The sequence below is a fragment of the Cognatishimia activa genome (assembly GCF_001458335.1).
Lineage (GTDB): Bacteria > Pseudomonadota > Alphaproteobacteria > Rhodobacterales > Rhodobacteraceae > Cognatishimia > Cognatishimia activa.
The window spans coordinates 162,955-181,632 of record NZ_CYTO01000009.1 but is presented as its reverse complement, the minus strand read 5'-3'; the positions used below and the strand labels follow the sequence as shown (position 1 = coordinate 181,632).

The following is an 18,678-nucleotide window of genomic DNA, read 5'->3' as shown; positions in this document are numbered from 1 at the left end:
ACACGCGAACGGGCTTGCATGCGCTTCACGGCGGCGATAACCCTGCCTCATGCGGATCATTCGTGACTATCAATTCGTCAGCCCAGAGGACCGAGGCGCCAGCGTCGCCATCGGTAATTTCGACGGCGTGCATGTGGGCCACCAATCGGTGATCGATCTGGCGCGGCAAGCGGCACCCGATGCGCCTTTGGGCGTCATGACGTTCGAGCCCCACCCGCGCGAGTATTTTGCACCGGACGCGCCTCCGTTCCGCCTGACCAACTCCGAAGCACGCGCCAGCCGTCTCGAGAAGATCGGGATCGAGCGGCTCTATGAGCTGCCATTTAACACCGCTTTGGCGACGCTTGAGCCACGTGAATTTGCCGAACAAGTCATTGTCGAGGGCTTAGGCCTGAAACATGTCGTCGTTGGCGCGGATTTCTGTTTTGGCAAAGGCCGTTTGGGCACGGCTGACGATCTGATCGCGTTTGGAAAAGAGTTCGGCTTTGGCGTGACCATCGCTCCACTGATTGAAGCCGGCGATGGCAAAGTGTCCTCATCCACCAATATCCGAGCTGCTTTGACCAATGGTCTTCCGCGCGAAGCAGCGGAAATGCTGGGGCACTGGCACCGAATTGAAGGGCCCGTTATTGGCGGCGAACAACGTGGTCGCGAACTGGGCTATCCTACGGCGAACATGTCTATCGACGGATTGCACCCGCCTAAGTTCGGCGTCTACGCAGTGCTCATTGATGTGCTCGACGGACCTTATGAAGGGACGTATCACGGGGCAGCCTCTGTGGGCGTCCGCCCGATGTTCGGAGAGAACCTCCCGAATATCGAAACCTTCCTATTCGATTTCTCTGGCGACCTTTACGGCACGCAACTCTCTATTGGTTTGGTGGAATATCTGCGCCCAGAGATGAAATTTGATGGGCTGGACGCGCTGATTGCACAAATGGATGCAGATTGTGACAAAGCGCGTGCTATTCTATCCGCGTTATGAGCACGCCAAAAATTGACCGAGACCGCCTGACCGCGCGGTTCTGGGAACGCAAACCTCTGAAGAAGCTGACAAAACCCGAATGGGAAGCGCTTTGCGATGGCTGCGGAAAATGCTGTCTGAACAAGCTGGAAGATGAAGATACCGGCGCGGTCGCACTGACCTGCGTGGCCTGCCGCATGCTGGATGATGAGACGGGTCTTTGCTCTCAATATCCGATCCGGCACCAGTTTGTGCCTGAATGCATTGTGCTCACGCCCGACAATCTGGACACCCACGCCTATTGGATGCCTCAGACCTGCGCCTACCGCCTGCTTTGGGAAGGCAAACCGCTTTTTGACTGGCACCCTTTGGTCAGTGGTGATCCAGAGACCGTTCATGAAGCAGGCGTGTCCGTGCGGGATCGCACCGTTTCTGAATTCGAAGTCCCCATCGAAGAATGGGAGAACTACATCATCGAGGAACCCAGCTGATGCATTTCGCCTCTGACAACACAGGCCCTGCCCTGCCACAGGTTATGGCCGCGGTGAATGAGGCAAATCAGGGCTATGTTCTGGGCTATGGCAACGACGACCTCTCCCATGCAGTCACGGCGCAAATCCGAGAGATCTTTGAGGCACATGACGCGGCTGTCTATTTGGTGCCCACAGGCACAGCAGCCAACGCGCTGGCCCTCGCTTGCCTAGCGCAACCATATGAGACGATCTTCTGTGCGCCCATGGCCCATATCCAAGAAGACGAATGCGGCGCGCCAGAGTTTTATTCAGGGGCGAAGCTCACGCTGGTTGGGGATGAGGACAAAATCACCCCGGACGCGCTGGGACAAGAAATCAGGCGTTGTCTGGATCGCGGGTTTCAGGGGGTAAAGCCCGGCGCCCTATCGCTCTCTCAGGTCACTGAATTCGGCCAAGTCTACTCTCTTGAAGAACTCCGCGCCCTGACGGATGTCGCGCGCGCCCATGGGCTTCCGACTCATTTGGATGGGGCTCGCTTTGCCAATGCAATGGTTGCACTGGGTTGCACCCCCGCCGAGATGAGCTGGAAAGCGGGCATCGATGCGGTGAGTTTTGGCGGCACAAAGAACGGCTGTATGGGCGTTGAGGCCGTTATCTTGTTTGATCCTAAAAAGGCTGCGGAATTCGAAGGAAGACGCAAGCGCGGCGGACATTTGTTTTCCAAGCACCGCTATCTTGCGGCTCAGATGCAGGGTTATCTAGGCGATGATGCTTGGGTTAATTCTGCGCGACAGGCCAATCAAAACTGCGCAATGCTCGCGGAAGGTCTGAGAGCGATTGAGGGGGTCAGTTTCGATTACCCAGCGCAAGCTAATGTTATCTTCTGCAAACTACCTCTGGCCACGCATGAACGTCTCAAAGCTGCCGGGGGGCGCTATTACGACAATGGCGTAGAAGGCGGAAAAATCTCTGTCCGTTTGGTCTGCGACTGGTCCATTTCAACGGATCAGATAACGCGGTTTCTGGATATCTGTCGCGGTTAAGACCGCCAGAACGCAGGTGTGAGCATGGCATAGACCGCCAATAGCTCGAGCCGCCCGATCAGCATCCCGAAAGCAAGCAGCCATTTCGCGGTATCATTAAGCGGTTCAAAGTTACCAGCCGGGCCGATGATGTCACCCAGCCCCGGCCCGATATTGGCAATGGCTGCCGCTGCCCCGGACAGAGATGTCACAAAATCCAAACCTGTTAGGCCCAAAAGCACAGCCAGAACACCCAAAGTCACGATAAAGAACACAAAGAACACCATAACGGAGTTCAGCACGTCATCGGACACCGGGCGGCCTGCATAGCGCGGCGTGAACACGCCGCTGGGTGTGTGGATCTTTTGGATTTGCACTTTGATCGCAGAGAACAGTAGCTGATACCGGAAGATTTTGATCGAACAAGCCGTTGAGCCCGCGCAGCCACCGATCAAGCCGATAAAGAAGAAAAGCGCGACGAGGAAACCGCCCCACTGCATGTAATTCGCGCTGGCATAGCCGGTGCCAGTGGTGATTGAGGTCACGTTGAAAAGTGCTTGGCGGAACGCAGGCTCTAAGTCTCGATCCTGACCAATGGCTAGGACGAGCGACACAAGAACGACCAAGCCAGCAATGGTGCCGAAAAACGTGATGACCTGCCGATCCCGAAACAACGGCTGCGCGGCACCGTTGATTAACTGCACATAGCGCACGAAGGGCAAAGCAGCGAGCAGCATAAAGATTGTGCCGGCATATTCGCCCGCGCCAGAAAAGGTCCCAAAGGACGCGTCATAATTGGCAAAACCACCGGTCGCGATGGTGGTGAACGCATGAACCAGCGCGTCAAACGGCTCCATCCCAACGACCAGATAGGTCAGAAAGCACATGAAGGTCAGCGCGACATAGATGGTCGAAACCTGACCAGAAATCTCGGTCGCGCGCGGCAGGATTTTCCCAAATGTATCAAAGCCTTCCGATCGGAAGATCTGCATACCACCGACACGCAGTTCTGGCAAAAACACCATGGCCACAACAATGATACCGATGCCGCCGATCCATTGCAGCAAGCCACGCCACAGCAAGATACCGCGTGGCAGCTCTTCAAGACCTGCGAACACCGTGGAACCGGTCGTGGTCAGCCCGGACATGGCCTCAAAGAAGGCATCCACAAAACGCGCTTCTGTTGCGCCAAGCATAAAGGGCAATGCACCAAAGACTGGCAACGCAAGCCAGACCCCCGTCGTCAACACAAAGGTCTGTTGCAACGACAGTCCCGGACGGTTCCCGTCCTGACAGGAAATCGCAACCAGCGCCCCAATCAGAAAGGTAAAGAGCGCGCTTTCAAGGAACACAGTCCAATGCGCGCTGTTGTCCAGCAAATCAGCGGTCATGGGGATCAGCATGGTGAGCCCTAGCATGGCCACCAAAAGGCCGATCACATATCCGACGGGTCGTAGATCAAACATTGGCTGCAGGGTTGGCCTGAGGCTGCGCTGCTGTCAAGCATTTGCCGCTTAAAGCATGCCTTTGGCAAAGGCCAAAAGGGACTCAGTACGGGCACGGGTCTGCTGCTCAAGACATCCTGCGTAAATCAAAGGCTGCATAGAGCCGCCACGCACAACCAAACTATCCACTTCGCAGGCTTTATCCCGGAAGGCAATCCAAGCGCGCTGCGCGTCCCGCAGCAATGTTACTGCAGGCTCTTCACCGTCCTGCAGATATTCATCCATCTCGCGCGCCTGAGCGACTGCGAGCTTGTAGGCACGGTTCAGTTCTTCATCGGCCAACTCATACGAGGCATGAGCACATTGGTTCATGGCCTGTTGGGTCATCGCATTGCTGCAATCCAGATCGTCAGCGACAACGGGCGCGGCCAGCAAGGCCAACAAAAATGTCAGAATACGCATTCAACGGTACCGATTAGCCAACATGAAATAAGGTCGTGAACAATTTTGGATCGATCGAGCCGCTTACGAAAGTATCGCCTTCTGTCAGGATCGACACCGCGTCATGGCTGTGCAGACTCTCTTGATGGCTCGCGATAACCCGGAAGTCACCGATGCGTTCATCCTGCTGCAATTCGCGACAGAAAAGCCGCGCCGCATCTTCCACAAAAATAGGATTCGCCGCGTTCAGCTCAGCAAAAGCCTGTTCATCCTCGCGTTTCACCATCACTTGGGTTTCTGTCGGCACAGCGCGACGCGCCATGTCGATCAGGTCCTCAAACCAAAGGCGTTGAATGCTTTTGGTCACGACAGAAATGCGCGCCACAGATCGTTGGGAGTGTGGCGTTGCCAATTGACCACGGAATTGACGGGCGTGCTCAGATAGTTCCAGAGAACATGGGCAAGTGGAGGAATAAACGTAGTCCAAATGCATGATCTTCATTGGCTGGCCGCCGATCTCGACCTTCTCCATGGCCAGGTCGTAATATTGGTACCCTTCCAGCCCAGACCGCAAAGACGGGATCTTCATTGGATAGCGAAAGCGCATTTGAATGCGCGCATCAAAGCTATCTAGATCAGCTTTGTAATCCGCCAAAGCATGTTCAAGCACTTCAAAACTAAAGGTCTTTTCCGCATGCTTATAGAAGGACCGCATGATGCGGCTCATATTGATGCCCTTCTTATCCTCTTCCAGACTGACCGTGCCGGTCACTGAGGTTTCAAGGGTGACATCGCCGCCGTCGCGGGTGCGGTAGCTGATCGGCAAACGGAAATTTGAAATCCCCACATGCTGGATCTGCTTTTTCGCGCCCTTGATCAGGCTGGTTGGACCGTTCTGAAGATCAGGCAAGGTCGCCTTGTAGTCCGGATCAACGGTGAAATCTTCCGGGTAGTCGCGAGACAGGTCCGGATAGTTCGACACCTCATTGCCCGGAATAAGCCGCGCAACGGCAGGGTCTAATTCTGCAATTTCCGTTGGATTGGCCGCACTGGCCCAAGCGCGCAATTTGTCCAGCGCATCTTTGGCCTCTTCTCTGGTCATCGGCCTATCAGACTTTGACGACTGGATATTCATAGGCGTTCCTTTTTCGCGACCTACTGCCTTCTATCTTAGAGACATAGGTCGCGAAATGCCAATTCCACTCGGAAAAGGGGCAAAAGCCGACATCCTGAGTGGAATTTCGCGCAATGGTTAAGCCTGAGACGCCACAAGCGCCGCAAGCACGTCGGCCAGCAGGTCATCAGCATCTTCCAAACCAACAGAGAAGCGCACCAGACCAGGGGTGATGCCCAGATCGTCTTTCTGTTCATCACTGAGACGCTGGTGGGTGGTGGTCGCCGGGTGGGTTGCGATCGACTTCGCGTCCCCCAGATTGTTGGAAATCACTGGGATCGTCAGTGCATTCAGGAATTTGAACGCTGCATCCTTGCCGCCTTTGATGTCCAAAGACAGAACGGTGCCGCCTTTGCCACCAAGCTGGGTTTGCACCAGTGCGTTCTGCGCATGGGTTTTGAGGCCCGGGTAGAGTGTACGCAATAGCGCAGGGTTGCCATCAACGCCCTCAGCAATCTTCTGAGCGCTTTCCACCTGCGCCCGCACCCGCAGATCGATGGTTTCCAGACCCTTCAGCATGATCCACGCATTGAACGGGGACAGCGAGCCACCGGTATGCTTCATGTAAGCTTCAAGCGGGCCACGGATATAATCTTTGGTGCCAATCACAATGCCACCCAAAGCACGGCCTTGGCCGTCAATGTGTTTGGTGGCTGAGTAAACCACCACGTCGGCGCCTTGTGCAATCGCATCGGAATTGACTGGCGTGGAGAACACGTTGTCCACCACCACTGTCGCCCCAACGGAGTGCGCGATTTCAGAAACACCAGCAATGTCGATCACTTCAAGGGTCGGGTTGGACATGGATTCAAAGAAACAAACTTTGGTGTCTTCGCGCACCGCAGCGCGCCACTCATCCAAATTGGTGCCATCCACAAAGGTCACTTCCACCCCAAAATTCATCAGGATGTTCTCTAGAATATAGAGACAGGAACCAAACAAAGCTTTCGCTGAAACAACATGGTCGCCCGCTTTGAGCAAAGACGTCAGAGCGCCATTGACCGCTGCCATGCCAGAAGCGGTGGCAAAAGCGTCTTCGCCGCCTTCAAGCAGCGCCATACGTTGTTCAAACATCGAGACGGTTGGGTTGCCATAACGTGCGTAGATGAACTCATCCGGGCCGGTCTCAATGAACCGTGCCTCAGCTTGTTCTGCGTTTTCGTATACAAACCCTTGGGTCAGGAAAATCGCTTCGCTGACCTCGTTATACTGGCTGCGGCGGGTGCCGCCATGCACGAGTTTCGTGCGCTTGTTCCAGTTCTCCATCTTCGTCTCCTTGCGCCGCAGACCTATGCCGTTGGCAATAAAAAACCCCCGTACGGCCAAGCGTAAGGGGGTCCTTGCGTCCTGACCTCTTTAGCGGAATTCAGGTTTTACGCAGGTACTCTGCATCAAACCCCGTGGCCCGCAATCCGGTAACAAATCGCCACGGGGTCGATGTACTCCTCTGAAACCGCAGGGTCAACACCATAGCGGTCACAGCGAGAGGCTTTCCTAGTTCAGTCGTGTTTCGTCACTGCCAATCGGCCGGTTTGGTTATTTCTTAGACTTGATAGCCGCAAGATATTCCACCTTTTGGCGTTCACCTTCAGCGAGGCAGATTGCATCCGCATCTTCTTTGCTCATGCTTTCTGGATGCGCAATTGCATGGTCCCAATAAGTTCGTTCAACTGTGTAGAGCTGACACGTGACCGGGCCCGATTTGTGTTTCAGGACAGTTGGTTTGCTTTCATACCCAGTCCTGTCGCAACCAAGCAGAAGAAACCCGCAGGCGGCCAGCACGGATCCTTTTACCAATAAACTCATCACTCTTCCTCATGCGTTATGTCTTTGTAAGGCAACACCTATTTGACGGATCTGAAGACGCCGTTAAAGGTGAATTGTCACGAAGAATTACCCATAAGGCTGCCACAACAAAGAAAGGTGCACCGATGAGCGCCTAACCTATCCTTTAGAATGGGTGCTGATCTCAGCGTCAGGCGGCGTCTTCGCCCTCTTCTTCGATGGCATATCTCGACAAAACACCCGCTTGGGTCATGAAGAACAGGAACACTGCGGCTGTTAGGCCAAAGGTCTTGAAATAGACCCAAGTGTCCGTGCTTTGGGTCCGCCAGATGACCTCGTTCAGCACCGCGAGGCCGATGAAAAAAGCCGTGAGGCGTTTGGTCAGGATCATCCAGCCTTCATTGCGCAGGGCCAAGGCTTCTTCCATCACAAATTTCAGATAGCTTTGTCCGCGCAGCAAACCGAACCCAAGAACCCCGCCGAAAAGCAGGTAGATCATGGTCGGCTTCATTTTGAAGAAGCGATCGTCATTGAGCCAAACGGACAGCCCGCCAAAGACCGTCACCAAGACCACCGTTGCGATCTGCATTTTGGACAGATGCCCGGTGAGACGCCAAAGAATGAAACTGGATAGCGCGATCAGCGGTACAAAAGCCGCTGTAACCAGAATAAAGCCATCGTAAGCGGTGCCTCCAATCAGAAAGCTCTGGTCGCGAAACTTCAGATAGCCCACGAAAAACAGAATGATGGGGCCAAGTTCAAGCGCCATCTTCAGCGTTGGGTTGATCGGTTTACCTGCCATTTGGGGTCTTTGCTCCTGAAGTCTGGACGTAATCTAAGGGCTCAGCCGCCCATTTCAACAATGACTGCACCAACAGCGATCAATGTCATCAGCGCGATGCGGCGTGGACCGACGGTTTCTTTCAAAACGATCCAACCAATGAGGGCTGCAAAAACGGTGGAGGTCTCTCGCAGGACCGCTGCTTCGCCCACATTGCCGATCCGTGTGGCCAGCATAATGGCCCCAAAACTGGCAAAGGCAACGAAGCCCCCGATGATACCGCGGGCCATGAGGGGCAGCAGGTCTGGTTTCTGCGCCATCCGGCGGTAATGCACATAGGCGATTGGCGGCATAAAAAGCCCGTCGATCATGAAAAACCACGCCAGAAAGGTGAAGGGATCAGCGGTCGAACGGATACCGTAGGCATCATAGGTGGTGTAAAGTGCCACAAAGGCGCCAGTCATAAAGGCCAAAAGAAGCGCGACACCTAACGTATCGCGATCTGTTTCCAGAAAGATCAGGTTATAAATCGCGAGGCCAAAGATCCCGCTCAGCAGGACAAAGACCCCGATCCATTGGGTCAGGGTGAAGGTCTCGCCAAAAATCAAGTAGGCAGCAATGACCGCGAAAAGCGGACCTGTCCCCCGCACCACCGGGTAGACCACTGTGTAAGACCCTTTGGTGTAGGCAAAGCCCTGCAAGAGCTTATAGCCGACATGAATGACAAACACCCAGAAGAAGATGATCCACATATGGGGCTCGGGCCACGGCACCACAAAAAGCGCAAAGGGTGCTGCCATGAGGCCATAGCTTAAGTCAATCGCGCCACGGCTAAGCCATGGATCGTGGCGACCTTTCTGCAGCGCGCCAAAGACCGCATGCAGGAAAGCGGCACCTAGCGCGAGCATCAGGGCCAGCCGATGTCCAGCTTCAGTGCCTTCAAGAGAAATGATCCACTCGGTCATTTAGTGAGCCTTGCTGCGCAAGGCGCGGGGGCGCTGCCACCAGACCCCCGGAGTATTTTTGCAAAGAAGAAGATCAAAGGGAGTCAGAGCCTGTGAGCGCTTGGGCGAAATCCTTTGGATCAAACGGGGCAAGGTCGTCGATTTTCTCTCCGACACCGATCGCATGGATTGGTAGGCCGAATTTATCCGCCAGCGCCACAAGCACGCCACCTTTTGCAGTGCCGTCGAGCTTGGTCATCACAAGGCCAGAAACATCGGCGAGTTTCTGGAAGGTTTCCACCTGACTCAGCGCGTTCTGACCGGTGGTCGCATCCAGCACCAACAAAGTATTATGCGGCGCGCTTTCGTCTTTTTTACGGATGACGCGCACGATTTTGGCGAGTTCTTCCATCAGGTCTTGACGGTTTTGCAAGCGGCCTGCGGTGTCGATCATCAAGAGATCAGCTCCCATTTCTTGCGCTTTGGTCATGGCATCAAATGCGAGAGAGGCTGGGTCTGAGCCTTCTGGCGCGGTCAGAACGGGCACTCCCGCCCGGTCGCCCCAGACCTGGAGTTGCTCTACGGCGGCCGCACGGAACGTGTCACCCGCTGCGATCACCACGGATTTGCCTGCTTCTTTGAATTGACTTGCCAGTTTGCCGATGGTGGTGGTTTTACCAGACCCGTTCACGCCCACGACCAAGACAACTTGTGGCGTTTGCGGATAAAGCGGCAGCGGTTTGGCCACGGTTTCCATGATGCGGGCGACTTCGTCGGCCAATATCTGTTTGATCTCTTGGGTCGAAACCTTTTTGCCAAAGCGGCCCTCAGCGATATTGGCGCTGACGCGAAGGGCTGTGTCGACGCCCATATCGGAAGCAATGAGCAGCTCTTCCAATTGCTCCAGCATATCATCGTCAAGCTCGCGCTTTACGACGGGCTTTGCCGGTTTGCGCCCTGTGAGACGACCTAGAAGGCTTTGTCTTTCAACGGGTTTCGCTGCCGGCTCCGGCACTGATTCCGCGGGTTTTGACGCGGGGGTCGGTTCCGGTTCTTTCGCAGGAATAGACTCGGGTGCAGGCGAAGTTTCTTCGCGTACGACCGGGTCTGGTGCCGCAACAGGCGCTTCCGGCGCTACCTCGTCAACAGGCGCTTCAACTTGCGGTGCAACATTTGGCTCGTCGACCACTTCTGGAGTGGTTTCTTCGACAGCTTCAACCACTTCTTCCCCACCATCTTCCACGATGGCATCCAAACCTTCTTCAAGTCGCGAAGAGGATTTGAACAAACGGTCTTTGAGTTTTGAGAAAAACGCCATGAGGCCTCCGGAAATTGCCGTTCCTTCCAGTTAATGGGGATTAGGGCAATTGAAAAGACCAGCGTGAAAGAAGGGGGCAAGAAGGGCGCAATAAGACTGCGCCCCATTTGCATTTGACGCGAGATCAGATCTCGTCAGCGAAATGTTTGATGGTCAAACGGATCGGGTTGCCCGCCGCCTGGCCCAAGCCACAGATCGATGTGTCTGTCATGGCGTCAGAAAGCTCTGTCAAAAGGCCGGTATCCCAACTGTGCAGAGACATGAGCTTGACCGCTTTTTCACAACCCACCCGACAAGGGGTGCATTGGCCGCAGCTTTCATCCTCAAAGAACTTGAGCATATTGAGTGCGGCTTCCTTTGCGCTGTCCTGATCTGACAGAACCACCACAGCAGCAGAACCAATAAAGGTGCCATGAGGCTGAAGCGTATCAAAATCCAGCGGGATATCGTTCATGTGCGCAGGCAAGAGGCCTGAAGACGGTCCACCCGGCTGATAGGCTTTGAACACGTGACCATCCAGCATACCGCCAGAGGCTTCGATGATATCGTCAATTGTTGAGCCCGCCGGCAACAGATGCACGCCAGGATTTTTCACGCGACCCGAGACGGAATAGGACCGCAGACCGGTGCGCCCGTTTTTCTCGACCGAATTCAGGCATGCGGGACCTTCCCGGTTGATTTTGCAGATCCAATGCAGCGTCTCAACATTATGCACCAAAGTGGGGCGACCGAAGATGCCCACTTGGGCCACAAAAGGCGGACGATGGCGCGGCTCACCGCGCTTGCCTTCAATGGACTCAATCATCGCGCTTTCTTCGCCGCAGATATAGGCGCCCGCGCCGCGACGCAGGTCGATGTAACCCGGTTCAACGATACCCGCGTCTTCCAATGCTTTGATCTCTCGGCGCAAAATCTCCAGCACCGCCGGGTATTCGTCGCGCATGTAAATAAAGGCTTTTTCCGCTTCCACCGCCCAAGCGGCGATCAGCATGCCTTCCAGCATCACATGGGGCGTGCGCTCCAGATAATACCGATCTTTGAATGTACCCGGTTCGCCCTCGTCACCATTCACGGCAAGATAGCGCGGGCCTTCATTCATCCGAACAAAGCCCCATTTTTTGCCGGAGGGGAATCCGGCGCCACCAAGACCGCGAAGGCCTGCGTCAAGCACCTTGTCTTGCACCGCTTCCCAATCACCATTGGCGCGCAGATCTTTTAGAACGCCATAGCCGCCATTCGCCACATATCGGTCATAGGTTTCGTAGTCAGGGATATGGGCGTGGGTGTCCCCTGCTTCGATCGCCGCATCCACCTTTTCGGGGGTCGCGTGGTCAATGTGGTTATGGCCGATCTCAAGCACCGGCGCGGTATCACAGCGTCCCATACATGGGGCACGAAGCACGCGCACTTCGGTTGCGTCCAATCCATCTTCCAGCGCTGCCTTAAGTTGCTGCCCCCCGGCCATTTCACAGGACAGGCTATCACAAACGCGAATGGTCAGCGCAGGTGGCGGTGTATCGTCTTCGCGCACCACGTCGAAATGGGCGTAAAAGCTTGCAACTTCATAAACTTCCGCTTGCCCGACGCGCATGATTTCTGCCAGTGCGCGGATGTGGCGCGCGGACAAATGACCATAGTGATCTTGGATGAGATGCAAGAATTCAATCAGCTGATCGCGCGTCACCTCGCGGCCTTCGATCAAAGCATGAATCTCTTGCAGCGCCGCGTCTTCGACTTGGCGGCCCTTAGGTGTATGACGACCTTTGCCCTTACCGGACTTCCAGACGCCTTTCTTGAATTGCTGGGTCATTGATTTTCCTAGCAGAAAGCTACCTTCACTTTAAGTTTCACCGATTTCGACAAAGAGGTCAAAAGCGACATTCACGACACGAGAAGCGCACAAAAATCAAAACAGCGACATTGAGCCGTCTCACATTTTCCTAAATTACGCTGTATGGTAGCCAGAAGAACAACAAACAAACGCGCGCGTTTGGAGGCATAACACATGCTATGGTTTAACCTGGCAACGGCAGTACCGGTTTTCTTGCTGGCTCTCTCTGGATTCTTCGGAGGGGTGTGGGCGATTTTGGCGGTGATCTATCTGACCATTTTCGTCTTTACGATGGATCGCTTGATTGAAGGCGCCGCAGCGCGCAAGAACTCTGATGGTGAGTTTCCCGCAGGTCTCGGCCTCTCTATTTTCCTTGGTTTCACGCATATCGCCTTGTTGGTTGTCGCGGTACTGGCATTGTCGGGCAAAACCGGACTTGTGCTATGGGAGCGGCTGGCCTGCCTCATTCTCTTTGGTCAGTATTTCGGACAGGTTTCCAATGCCAACGCCCATGAGTTGATCCATAAAGGCAATCGTTGGCTGCGCCGACTGGGTGTTGTCGTCTATTCAACCTTGATGTTTGGCCATCACGCGTCGGCACATACCAAAGTGCATCACGTGTTTGTTGCCAGCCACCGGGACCCAAACTCCGCCTATATGGGCGAAAGCGTTTATCACTTCTGGCCGCGTGCTTGGTATGGCTCTTTCGTGAAAGGGCTTGAGGCTGAAAACAAAGACCGCAAACGTGCCAGCACACCGCAGCCGAAATGGACACATCCCTATTTCGTTTATGCCTGCTGTTCGACGATCACCCTTGTGATCGCGTTCCTTTTGGCGGGATGGATGGGCGTCGCTTCCCTGTTATTCGTCTGCCTCTACGCAACTCTCCAACACCTTGCCAGTGACTATATCCAACACTATGGGCTGCGCCGCCGTTTGCTTGCCAATGGCCGGTTCGAGCCGGTTGGCCCGAAACACAGCTGGAACGCGCCGCATACCTTTTCGTCGGCCATGATGCTGAATGTCCCGCGTCATTCCGATCACCATATGAACCCGCGCCGTAATTACACCGAGCTACGGCTGGATGAAGATGACGTACCAATGCTGCCGCGCTCTTTACCAGCGATGGGGATCATTTCCCTTTGGCCACCTCTGTGGCGCGCGATGATGGATGAGCGGGTGTTGGCCGCAACAGGTCAGACCGCCGCGCAAGCCGCTGAGCTAAATGCTGCGCAGGCCAACACTTAACCTCGCAATACAGACTTAATTTTGCAAAGCTGGGGCATGCGTTTCATGAAAACCGTGCCCTTATTTCTTAGCCTTGCCCTGCCCGCTTTCGCGGACACGCCGATGACCGCTGAAGAGTTTGACGCCTACACCCAAGGGCGAACCATTCTTTATAGCACCGATGGCGTTCCGACCGGAGCAGAGACTTACCTGCGCAATCGGCGGGTGCGCTGGTCGTTTTTACAAGATGATTGTCAGGACGGGTATTGGTATCCGGAAGGCGAGAATATCTGTTTCGTCTATGATGCGGTGGATGGCCCGCAATGCTGGACGTTTTCTCTAAACGCTGGTCGGTTGCGCGCCGACTTTGTGGGTGGCGGCACGCCTTTGCTTGAGGTTCCAGTGGAACACGAATTGATCTGCATGGGACCAGATGTCGGCGTCTAGGCTTAGAACAAACTGCCTTGGTCTGGGCTTTCTGACTTGGGTTTCGGCTTGGATTTCGGAGCAGCTTTCTCGGGCGTTTTCTTGACCGCTGTCGGCGCTGGTTGATCACCTTCCACCAACACATGCCGCCCATCCGCGAACTGGATCTCAAGAGATGTCGCCTTCTCGGCAGCCTTGGTGTTGGTCACAACTGTCTCTCCGTCCCAAACGACTGCATAACCACGCTCCAGCGTTGCCTCATACCCAAGGGTCTGGCGCAAACGCTCCAAACCATCGAGCTTTGTTGACCAAACTGAAATCTGAGCGTCCGCGGCGGTTTTGAACCGATGAGAGACTGAGGCGAGCCGGTCTTTTTTGCTCTCAATATCCCGCTTGATCGGCTGCACTGATAGGCGATCCGCGCGGCGACCAAATTCGCTGCGTTTGCCGTCAATCATACGGCGCAAATTATTGGGCCTTAGCCCGGCCGCTTTCTCCGTCAGCTTCAAGCGCCGCGTATCAACTGTGGTGCGCAACGCGCGCGGCAAAGCCTCCGCCGCCCGGTCTAATCTTTGTCGAGGTGTCTCAAGAAGCACCTCCGCGCGCGGCAATGCCCGCGCGAGGTCGCGCAGCCGTTGGCCGCGCTGGGTCACACCTTGCTCAAGCGCACGAGTCATACGCGCGCCTTGTTCATCCACCCAAGCGAGCATCTCTAGCCTTACCGGAACCGCAAGCTCCGCCGCAGCCGTGGGCGTGGGCGCGCGTTTGTCGGAGGCAAAATCAATCAACGTCGTATCGGTTTCGTGCCCAACAGCAGAGATCAACGGAATGTCAGATGCCGCAGCCGCGCGGACGACGCTTTCTTCGTTGAACCCCCAGAGATCCTCGACGGAACCACCACCGCGCGCAACGATGATCAGGTCAGGGCGCGGCAAGGCCCCACCGGGGGTCATCTTGTTGAACCCTTCGATCCCGCGCGTGACTTCGGGCGCACATTTTTCGCCCTGAACGGCCACAGGCCAGATCAGCACTTTCCGTGGGAACCGATCCCGCAAGCGATGCAAAATATCGCGAATAACAGCGCCCGAGGGCGAGGTCACCACGCCGATCACACTTGGCAGGGTTGGCAACGGTTTCTTGCGTGCCGGATCGAACAATCCTTCCGCAGACAGCTGTGCTTTGCGCTTTTCCAGCATGGCCATCAGCGCACCAACGCCTGCTGGCTTCATGCTCTCAATGACAATTTGATATTTGGACTGCCCGCCGAATGTGGTGATCCGCCCAGTCGCGACCACTTCCATACCCTCTTCCGGGCGCATGGGCAGCTTGGACGCCACGCCTTTCCACATCACGCCTGCGATGACGGATTTGTCGTCTTTGAGGTCCAGATAAACGTGACCCGAACGTGGGAAACTGACTCGTCCAATTTCCGCACGGATTCGCACATGGCCGAAATTGCCCTCAATGACCTTTTTGATCGCTCCAGAAAGCTCTGAAACCGAGAATTCCGGGGCGTTTTCGCCTTCTCGTGGGTCGTCAAACAGTTCTGACATCCTGCCTCGCTTGATTGCTGCGCGCGCCCAGCTTAGAACGCCCCCAACGGAAGGCCAAGATGCTTGGTCATGTGGAAGGGCGACTTGATGAACATTCTTATTCTCGGCAGCGGCGGACGGGAGCATTCTCTGGCTTGGGCGGTAAAGCAAAACCCCAAATGTGATCGTTTGATCGTAGCGCCGGGCAATGCCGGAATTGCGCAAATCGCGGAATGTGCGTCCCTTGATATCGAGAATGGCGGTGCAGTCGCGTCCTTTGCCGAAGAGAACGCGATTGATTTTGTGATCATCGGCCCAGAAGCGCCATTGGCAGCAGGGGTCGCTGATCGCCTGCGCGAAGCTGGGTTGCTGGTGTTTGGCCCATCGGAAGGGGCCGCGCGCCTTGAAGCGTCCAAATCCTTTACCAAAGAAATCTGCGCGGCTGCGAATGCGCCAACTGCGGGCTATGGCCATTTCACCGACGCCGAGCTGGCGAAAGCCTATATTCGCGAAAACGGCGCGCCGATCGTTGTGAAGGCGGACGGGCTTGCGGCCGGCAAGGGCGTGATCGTTGCGATGGACGAGCAAACCGCATTGGACGCAATTGACGATATGTTTGGTGGTGCCTTTGGCGGTGCTGGCGCGGAAGTTGTCATCGAAGAGTTTATGGACGGCGAAGAAGCATCTTTGTTTGTTCTGGTCGACGGCGAAGAAGTGCTTTCCGTGGGCACCGCGCAAGACCACAAACGTGTAGGTGAAGGCGATACAGGTCTGAACACCGGTGGTATGGGTGCCTATTCCCCTGCGCCGGTTCTTTCTGCAGAGATCGAAGCCAAAGCCATGGACGAGATCGTCAAGCCAACCATGGCTGAGATGGCAAAACGCGGCGTGCCCTTCCAAGGGGTGCTTTATGCGGGCCTGATGATCAAAGATGGCCAGCCGCGTTTGGTGGAATACAACGTGCGCTTTGGTGACCCGGAATGTCAGGCTTTGATGTTGCGCCTTGGGGCGCAGGCCTTTGATCTGATCCATGCAGCCGCAGAAGGTCGTTTGGCCGAGACGCAAGTGAACTGGGCGGATGATCATGCGATCACGGTCGTTATGGCGGCTAATGGTTATCCGGGGTCTTATGAAAAAGGCTCAGTCATTGGTGGGCTTGATGACCTGGCAAATGACAGCATGAATGTTGTATTCCATGCGGGCACGAAAGCGGATGGCGAGAAGGTTCTCGCGTCTGGTGGACGTGTGCTGAATGTCACGGCCCGTGGCGCAAGCCTTCAAGAAGCGCGGGATCGCGCTTATGAAATGGTTGAAGCAATTGATTGGCCTGGCGGGTTTTACCGCAAAGACATCGGCTGGCGTGCGCTTTGACGGTTCGGGAGCGAGGGGCCTGCCCCTCGCGCACCCTGGGATATTTTAGCCAAAAAGAATGTGTTTAACAGCTTGTGGCGGCTGTGATGCTTGATCGGCCGGTGAATGGGCCAAGCCTTTTCACTTCAGTGGTCTTGCCGTCGAAGGTGACAGACAGGATGTTTCTCCAGTTCGCATCTGCCACAATCATTTCTGGGCCTTTACCGCAGTCGCGAATGCCGCCAGAAATGTAATCTTGCCCGATACGATGGTTCGTTACGCCGCTTCGCTGCGCCACGGGAGTTAGAGAATAGCTTTTATCCCCTTCTTGCTTAAACCGCAAAATACGCAGGGTTTTCGCAAGATGCGGACGATCCACGTAAGCGATCTCCATATGGCCATCCCCATCAAGATCCGCAGCACCAACGACCGCAAGCCAACGGAAACGCGTGCCGATAAATGGGTTTGAGACCATCGGGCTCAGTTTGCCATCCTTGAACTGATAAACCGCAACTTGCGCTCCGCCGTTTTGATGGCTTTGCACGGCAATCACTTCGGGTGCGCCGTCCCCGTCAAGATCGACAAGCCGTGGTGCGGTATCTTCAAATACCACGGTGTCTTCCCAAGCCAATGCAAGCCTTTTGCCACCGCGAAGCGTGACTTCTAGCGTCGTATACTCGCCCTCAGCGCCAAGCACCTTGTGGCCATATCGATCTGTCGGATTAAGGTAGCGCGCGGATTTGATTTCGGCGGTCGCAGAGAGCGGCATCATCAAGATTGCCACAAAAGCAGACACCGGCAAAGCGCGGCGAAATAAGCGGTTGAATTGGCGCAACGGCTGACGCCGTGCTTTGCTCTGGGTCAGGTGCTGCGCCAAGTCTCTCATTACACCTGTCGCTCCGGCACAAAGACCTTCAAACCATCCAGTTCTTCGGTCACTTTGACCTGGCATGTCAGGCGGGAGCGTGCGGGGTCCGGCTCAAAGGCGAAATCAAGCATGTCTTCTTCCATGTCGTCCTTGGGCTCCAATTTATCCGCCCAAGCGCTGTCCACATAGACATGGCAGGTTGAGCAGGCACAGGCCCCGCCGCAATCGGCATCAATGCCCGGCACGTTATTGTCGCGAGCGCCTTCCATTACGGTCAGGCCTGGTGCCACATCGACCGTATGCTCGGTGCCACCGAATTCCACATAAGTGATTTTCGCCATTTGTCTTTCCTTAGCTGTCTCAGGAAAACATCTAAGCCGGGCGAGAATGAGAGACCAGTTCTTTTTCGGCGGAATGCTTCACAGTTGCGACAGCCCTGCATAGGGCGAGCAAACGCAAACCTAATCATTCAAATTCCGCCGACAGGCTTTCCGGCTTTCCTCAAACAAGATATGAAAAGAAAAAACGCCTTGAGAGGCCGAGCATGCAACACCGACGCGCTTTGATATCGCTGGCCGCCTTGGCCGTAAGCGCCTGCACCGCAGGTGGGCTGCAAAGCAATGTGGATGCCTTGCGCGAACCAGATGTGTTTGCCAGCGGCGGGCGAACCCCTCCCGGCGCTCCGCCTGGGACGTGTTGGGGCAAATCCGTTAGTCCGGCCGTCGTGGAAACGGTGACCGAGCAAATTTTGGTCCAGCCTCCGGAGGTTTCAACGGACGGTTCCGTGGTTCAGCCCGCAATTTATAAAACCGAAACCTTACAGCGCATCGTAAAAGAGCGGCGGGAAACTTGGTTTGAAGCCCCCTGCCCATCTGTTTTGACCGAAGAATTCATCGCATCGGTGCAAAGGGCTCTTCAGGTACGCAAACTGTACCGCGGCCGTATTTCTGGCGTCATGGATGCGCGGACCCGTGCCGCGATCCGGCGCTATCAAGCACCGCAGGGCCTCGACAGCGGAATTCTGGCTTTGGAAACGGCACGACAGCTGGGTTTGGTTGCGGTCAAACGAGAGCAAAGTGAAGACAGCTGAGACACGA

General features: G+C 55.4%; 19 protein-coding genes. 7 read left to right on the top strand and 12 right to left on the bottom strand.

Annotated elements, in window-relative coordinates:
* Positions 1–49 precede the first annotated feature (49 nt).
* From TA5113_RS05335 to TA5113_RS05325, 3 genes are read left to right on the top strand one after another with little or no spacing between them, the layout of a single operon-like run.
* Positions 50–985, top strand: coding sequence for a bifunctional riboflavin kinase/FAD synthetase (locus TA5113_RS05335; protein ID WP_058316635.1), 936 nt, complete (start codon positions 50–52; stop codon positions 983–985).
* Positions 982–1,455, top strand: a complete 474-nt coding sequence (locus TA5113_RS05330; protein WP_058315324.1) for a YcgN family cysteine cluster protein — start codon at positions 982–984, stop codon at positions 1,453–1,455. Before TA5113_RS05335 ends, TA5113_RS05330 begins: the two co-directional genes overlap by 4 nt.
* Complete coding sequence (locus tag TA5113_RS05325) at positions 1,455–2,480, top strand: threonine aldolase family protein (protein WP_058315323.1); 1,026 nt, start codon at positions 1,455–1,457, stop codon at positions 2,478–2,480. The genes TA5113_RS05330 and TA5113_RS05325 overlap by 1 nt, the downstream gene beginning before the upstream one ends.
* Here TA5113_RS05325 and TA5113_RS05320 read toward each other — a convergent pair.
* The 9 genes from TA5113_RS05320 to TA5113_RS05280 all read right to left on the bottom strand — a co-directional run bounded on the left by TA5113_RS05320 (position 2,477) and on the right by TA5113_RS05280 (position 12,157).
* Complete coding sequence (locus tag TA5113_RS05320; RefSeq protein WP_058315322.1) at positions 2,477–3,925, bottom strand: TrkH family potassium uptake protein; 1,449 nt, start codon at positions 3,923–3,925, stop codon at positions 2,477–2,479. The genes TA5113_RS05325 and TA5113_RS05320 overlap by 4 nt on opposite strands.
* Positions 3,926–3,973: 48 nt before the next feature.
* A complete protein-coding gene (locus TA5113_RS05315) occupies positions 3,974–4,366 on the bottom strand; it encodes a lysozyme inhibitor LprI family protein (RefSeq protein ID WP_058315321.1) in 393 nt (130 codons plus the stop codon).
* Between the two features lie 13 nt (positions 4,367–4,379).
* Positions 4,380–5,480: a GTP cyclohydrolase FolE2 gene (gene folE2, locus TA5113_RS05310; protein ID WP_058315320.1), complete on the bottom strand. Its 1,101-nt coding sequence runs from the start codon at positions 5,478–5,480 to the stop codon at positions 4,380–4,382.
* A 117-nt stretch (positions 5,481–5,597) separates the two neighbouring features.
* Positions 5,598–6,785: an O-succinylhomoserine sulfhydrylase gene (metZ, locus tag TA5113_RS05305; protein ID WP_058315319.1), complete on the bottom strand. Its 1,188-nt coding sequence runs from the start codon at positions 6,783–6,785 to the stop codon at positions 5,598–5,600.
* 270 nt (positions 6,786–7,055) lie between these two features.
* On the bottom strand, positions 7,056–7,325 hold the full coding sequence (locus TA5113_RS05300) for a hypothetical protein (protein WP_058315318.1): 270 nt from the start codon (positions 7,323–7,325) through the stop codon (positions 7,056–7,058).
* 169 nt (positions 7,326–7,494) lie between these two features.
* Entirely contained in the window at positions 7,495–8,106 is a 612-nt protein-coding gene (locus TA5113_RS05295) for an inner membrane-spanning protein YciB (RefSeq protein ID WP_058315317.1), read from the bottom strand.
* Positions 8,107–8,147: 41 nt separating this feature from the next.
* The gene (locus tag TA5113_RS05290; protein ID WP_058315316.1) at positions 8,148–9,050 is read right to left on the bottom strand and encodes a DMT family transporter; all 903 of its coding nucleotides are present in this window, start codon (positions 9,048–9,050) and stop codon (positions 8,148–8,150) included.
* Between the two features lie 73 nt (positions 9,051–9,123).
* Entirely contained in the window at positions 9,124–10,347 is a 1,224-nt protein-coding gene (gene ftsY, locus TA5113_RS05285) for a signal recognition particle-docking protein FtsY (protein WP_058315315.1), read from the bottom strand.
* Between the two features lie 124 nt (positions 10,348–10,471).
* Complete coding sequence (locus TA5113_RS05280) at positions 10,472–12,157, bottom strand: NAD(P)H-dependent oxidoreductase subunit E (protein WP_058315314.1); 1,686 nt, start codon at positions 12,155–12,157, stop codon at positions 10,472–10,474.
* Between the two features lie 195 nt (positions 12,158–12,352).
* Here TA5113_RS05280 and TA5113_RS05275 point away from each other — a divergent pair, with 195 nt between their 5' ends.
* Positions 12,353–13,426: an alkane 1-monooxygenase gene (locus TA5113_RS05275; RefSeq protein WP_058315313.1), complete on the top strand. Its 1,074-nt coding sequence runs from the start codon at positions 12,353–12,355 to the stop codon at positions 13,424–13,426.
* Positions 13,427–13,462: 36 nt separating this feature from the next.
* Entirely contained in the window at positions 13,463–13,852 is a 390-nt protein-coding gene (locus tag TA5113_RS05270) for a hypothetical protein (RefSeq protein WP_058315312.1), read from the top strand.
* Between the two features lie 2 nt (positions 13,853–13,854).
* Here TA5113_RS05270 and xseA read toward each other — a convergent pair whose 3' ends face one another.
* Entirely contained in the window at positions 13,855–15,384 is a 1,530-nt protein-coding gene (gene xseA, locus TA5113_RS05265; RefSeq protein WP_058315311.1) for an exodeoxyribonuclease VII large subunit, read from the bottom strand.
* 87 nt (positions 15,385–15,471) lie between these two features.
* Here xseA and purD point away from each other — a divergent pair, with 87 nt between their 5' ends.
* Complete coding sequence (gene purD, locus TA5113_RS05260) at positions 15,472–16,734, top strand: phosphoribosylamine--glycine ligase (RefSeq protein ID WP_058315794.1); 1,263 nt, start codon at positions 15,472–15,474, stop codon at positions 16,732–16,734.
* A 64-nt stretch (positions 16,735–16,798) separates the two neighbouring features.
* Here purD and TA5113_RS05255 read toward each other — a convergent pair whose 3' ends face one another.
* Positions 16,799–17,599, bottom strand: coding sequence for an FG-GAP repeat domain-containing protein (locus TA5113_RS05255; RefSeq protein WP_082625889.1), 801 nt, complete (start codon positions 17,597–17,599; stop codon positions 16,799–16,801).
* Complete coding sequence (locus TA5113_RS05250) at positions 17,599–17,922, bottom strand: 2Fe-2S iron-sulfur cluster-binding protein (RefSeq protein WP_058315310.1); 324 nt, start codon at positions 17,920–17,922, stop codon at positions 17,599–17,601. Before TA5113_RS05250 ends, TA5113_RS05255 begins: the two co-directional genes overlap by 1 nt.
* 203 nt (positions 17,923–18,125) lie before the next feature.
* Between TA5113_RS05250 and TA5113_RS05245 the strand changes: the two genes are divergently transcribed.
* Positions 18,126–18,671, top strand: coding sequence for a peptidoglycan-binding domain-containing protein (locus TA5113_RS05245; RefSeq protein ID WP_058315309.1), 546 nt, complete (start codon positions 18,126–18,128; stop codon positions 18,669–18,671).
* The last annotated feature ends 7 nt before the right edge of the window (positions 18,672–18,678 follow it).

What these genes read in the sequence shown, in the direction of transcription:
- TA5113_RS05330 (WP_058315324.1), top strand. Translation starts at nt 982, where the DNA reads ATGAGCACGCCAAAAATTGACCGAGACCGCCTGACCGCGCGGTTCTGG.
- TA5113_RS05335 (WP_058316635.1), top strand. Translation starts at nt 50, where the DNA reads ATGCGGATCATTCGTGACTATCAATTCGTCAGCCCAGAGGACCGAGGC.
- TA5113_RS05280 (WP_058315314.1), bottom strand. Translation starts at nt 12,157, where the DNA reads ATGACCCAGCAATTCAAGAAAGGCGTCTGGAAGTCCGGTAAGGGCAAA.
- purD (WP_058315794.1), top strand. Translation starts at nt 15,472, where the DNA reads ATGAACATTCTTATTCTCGGCAGCGGCGGACGGGAGCATTCTCTGGCT.
- folE2 (WP_058315320.1), bottom strand. Translation starts at nt 5,480, where the DNA reads ATGAATATCCAGTCGTCAAAGTCTGATAGGCCGATGACCAGAGAAGAG.
- TA5113_RS05250 (WP_058315310.1), bottom strand. Translation starts at nt 17,922, where the DNA reads ATGGCGAAAATCACTTATGTGGAATTCGGTGGCACCGAGCATACGGTC.
- TA5113_RS05300 (WP_058315318.1), bottom strand. Translation starts at nt 7,325, where the DNA reads ATGAGTTTATTGGTAAAAGGATCCGTGCTGGCCGCCTGCGGGTTTCTT.
- xseA (WP_058315311.1), bottom strand. Translation starts at nt 15,384, where the DNA reads ATGTCAGAACTGTTTGACGACCCACGAGAAGGCGAAAACGCCCCGGAA.
- TA5113_RS05315 (WP_058315321.1), bottom strand. Translation starts at nt 4,366, where the DNA reads ATGCGTATTCTGACATTTTTGTTGGCCTTGCTGGCCGCGCCCGTTGTC.
- TA5113_RS05245 (WP_058315309.1), top strand. Translation starts at nt 18,126, where the DNA reads ATGCAACACCGACGCGCTTTGATATCGCTGGCCGCCTTGGCCGTAAGC.
- TA5113_RS05275 (WP_058315313.1), top strand. Translation starts at nt 12,353, where the DNA reads ATGCTATGGTTTAACCTGGCAACGGCAGTACCGGTTTTCTTGCTGGCT.
- TA5113_RS05270 (WP_058315312.1), top strand. Translation starts at nt 13,463, where the DNA reads ATGCGTTTCATGAAAACCGTGCCCTTATTTCTTAGCCTTGCCCTGCCC.
- ftsY (WP_058315315.1), bottom strand. Translation starts at nt 10,347, where the DNA reads ATGGCGTTTTTCTCAAAACTCAAAGACCGTTTGTTCAAATCCTCTTCG.
- TA5113_RS05325 (WP_058315323.1), top strand. Translation starts at nt 1,455, where the DNA reads ATGCATTTCGCCTCTGACAACACAGGCCCTGCCCTGCCACAGGTTATG.
- TA5113_RS05320 (WP_058315322.1), bottom strand. Translation starts at nt 3,925, where the DNA reads ATGTTTGATCTACGACCCGTCGGATATGTGATCGGCCTTTTGGTGGCC.
- metZ (WP_058315319.1), bottom strand. Translation starts at nt 6,785, where the DNA reads ATGGAGAACTGGAACAAGCGCACGAAACTCGTGCATGGCGGCACCCGC.
- TA5113_RS05255 (WP_082625889.1), bottom strand. Translation starts at nt 17,599, where the DNA reads ATGAGAGACTTGGCGCAGCACCTGACCCAGAGCAAAGCACGGCGTCAG.
- TA5113_RS05295 (WP_058315317.1), bottom strand. Translation starts at nt 8,106, where the DNA reads ATGGCAGGTAAACCGATCAACCCAACGCTGAAGATGGCGCTTGAACTT.
- TA5113_RS05290 (WP_058315316.1), bottom strand. Translation starts at nt 9,050, where the DNA reads ATGACCGAGTGGATCATTTCTCTTGAAGGCACTGAAGCTGGACATCGG.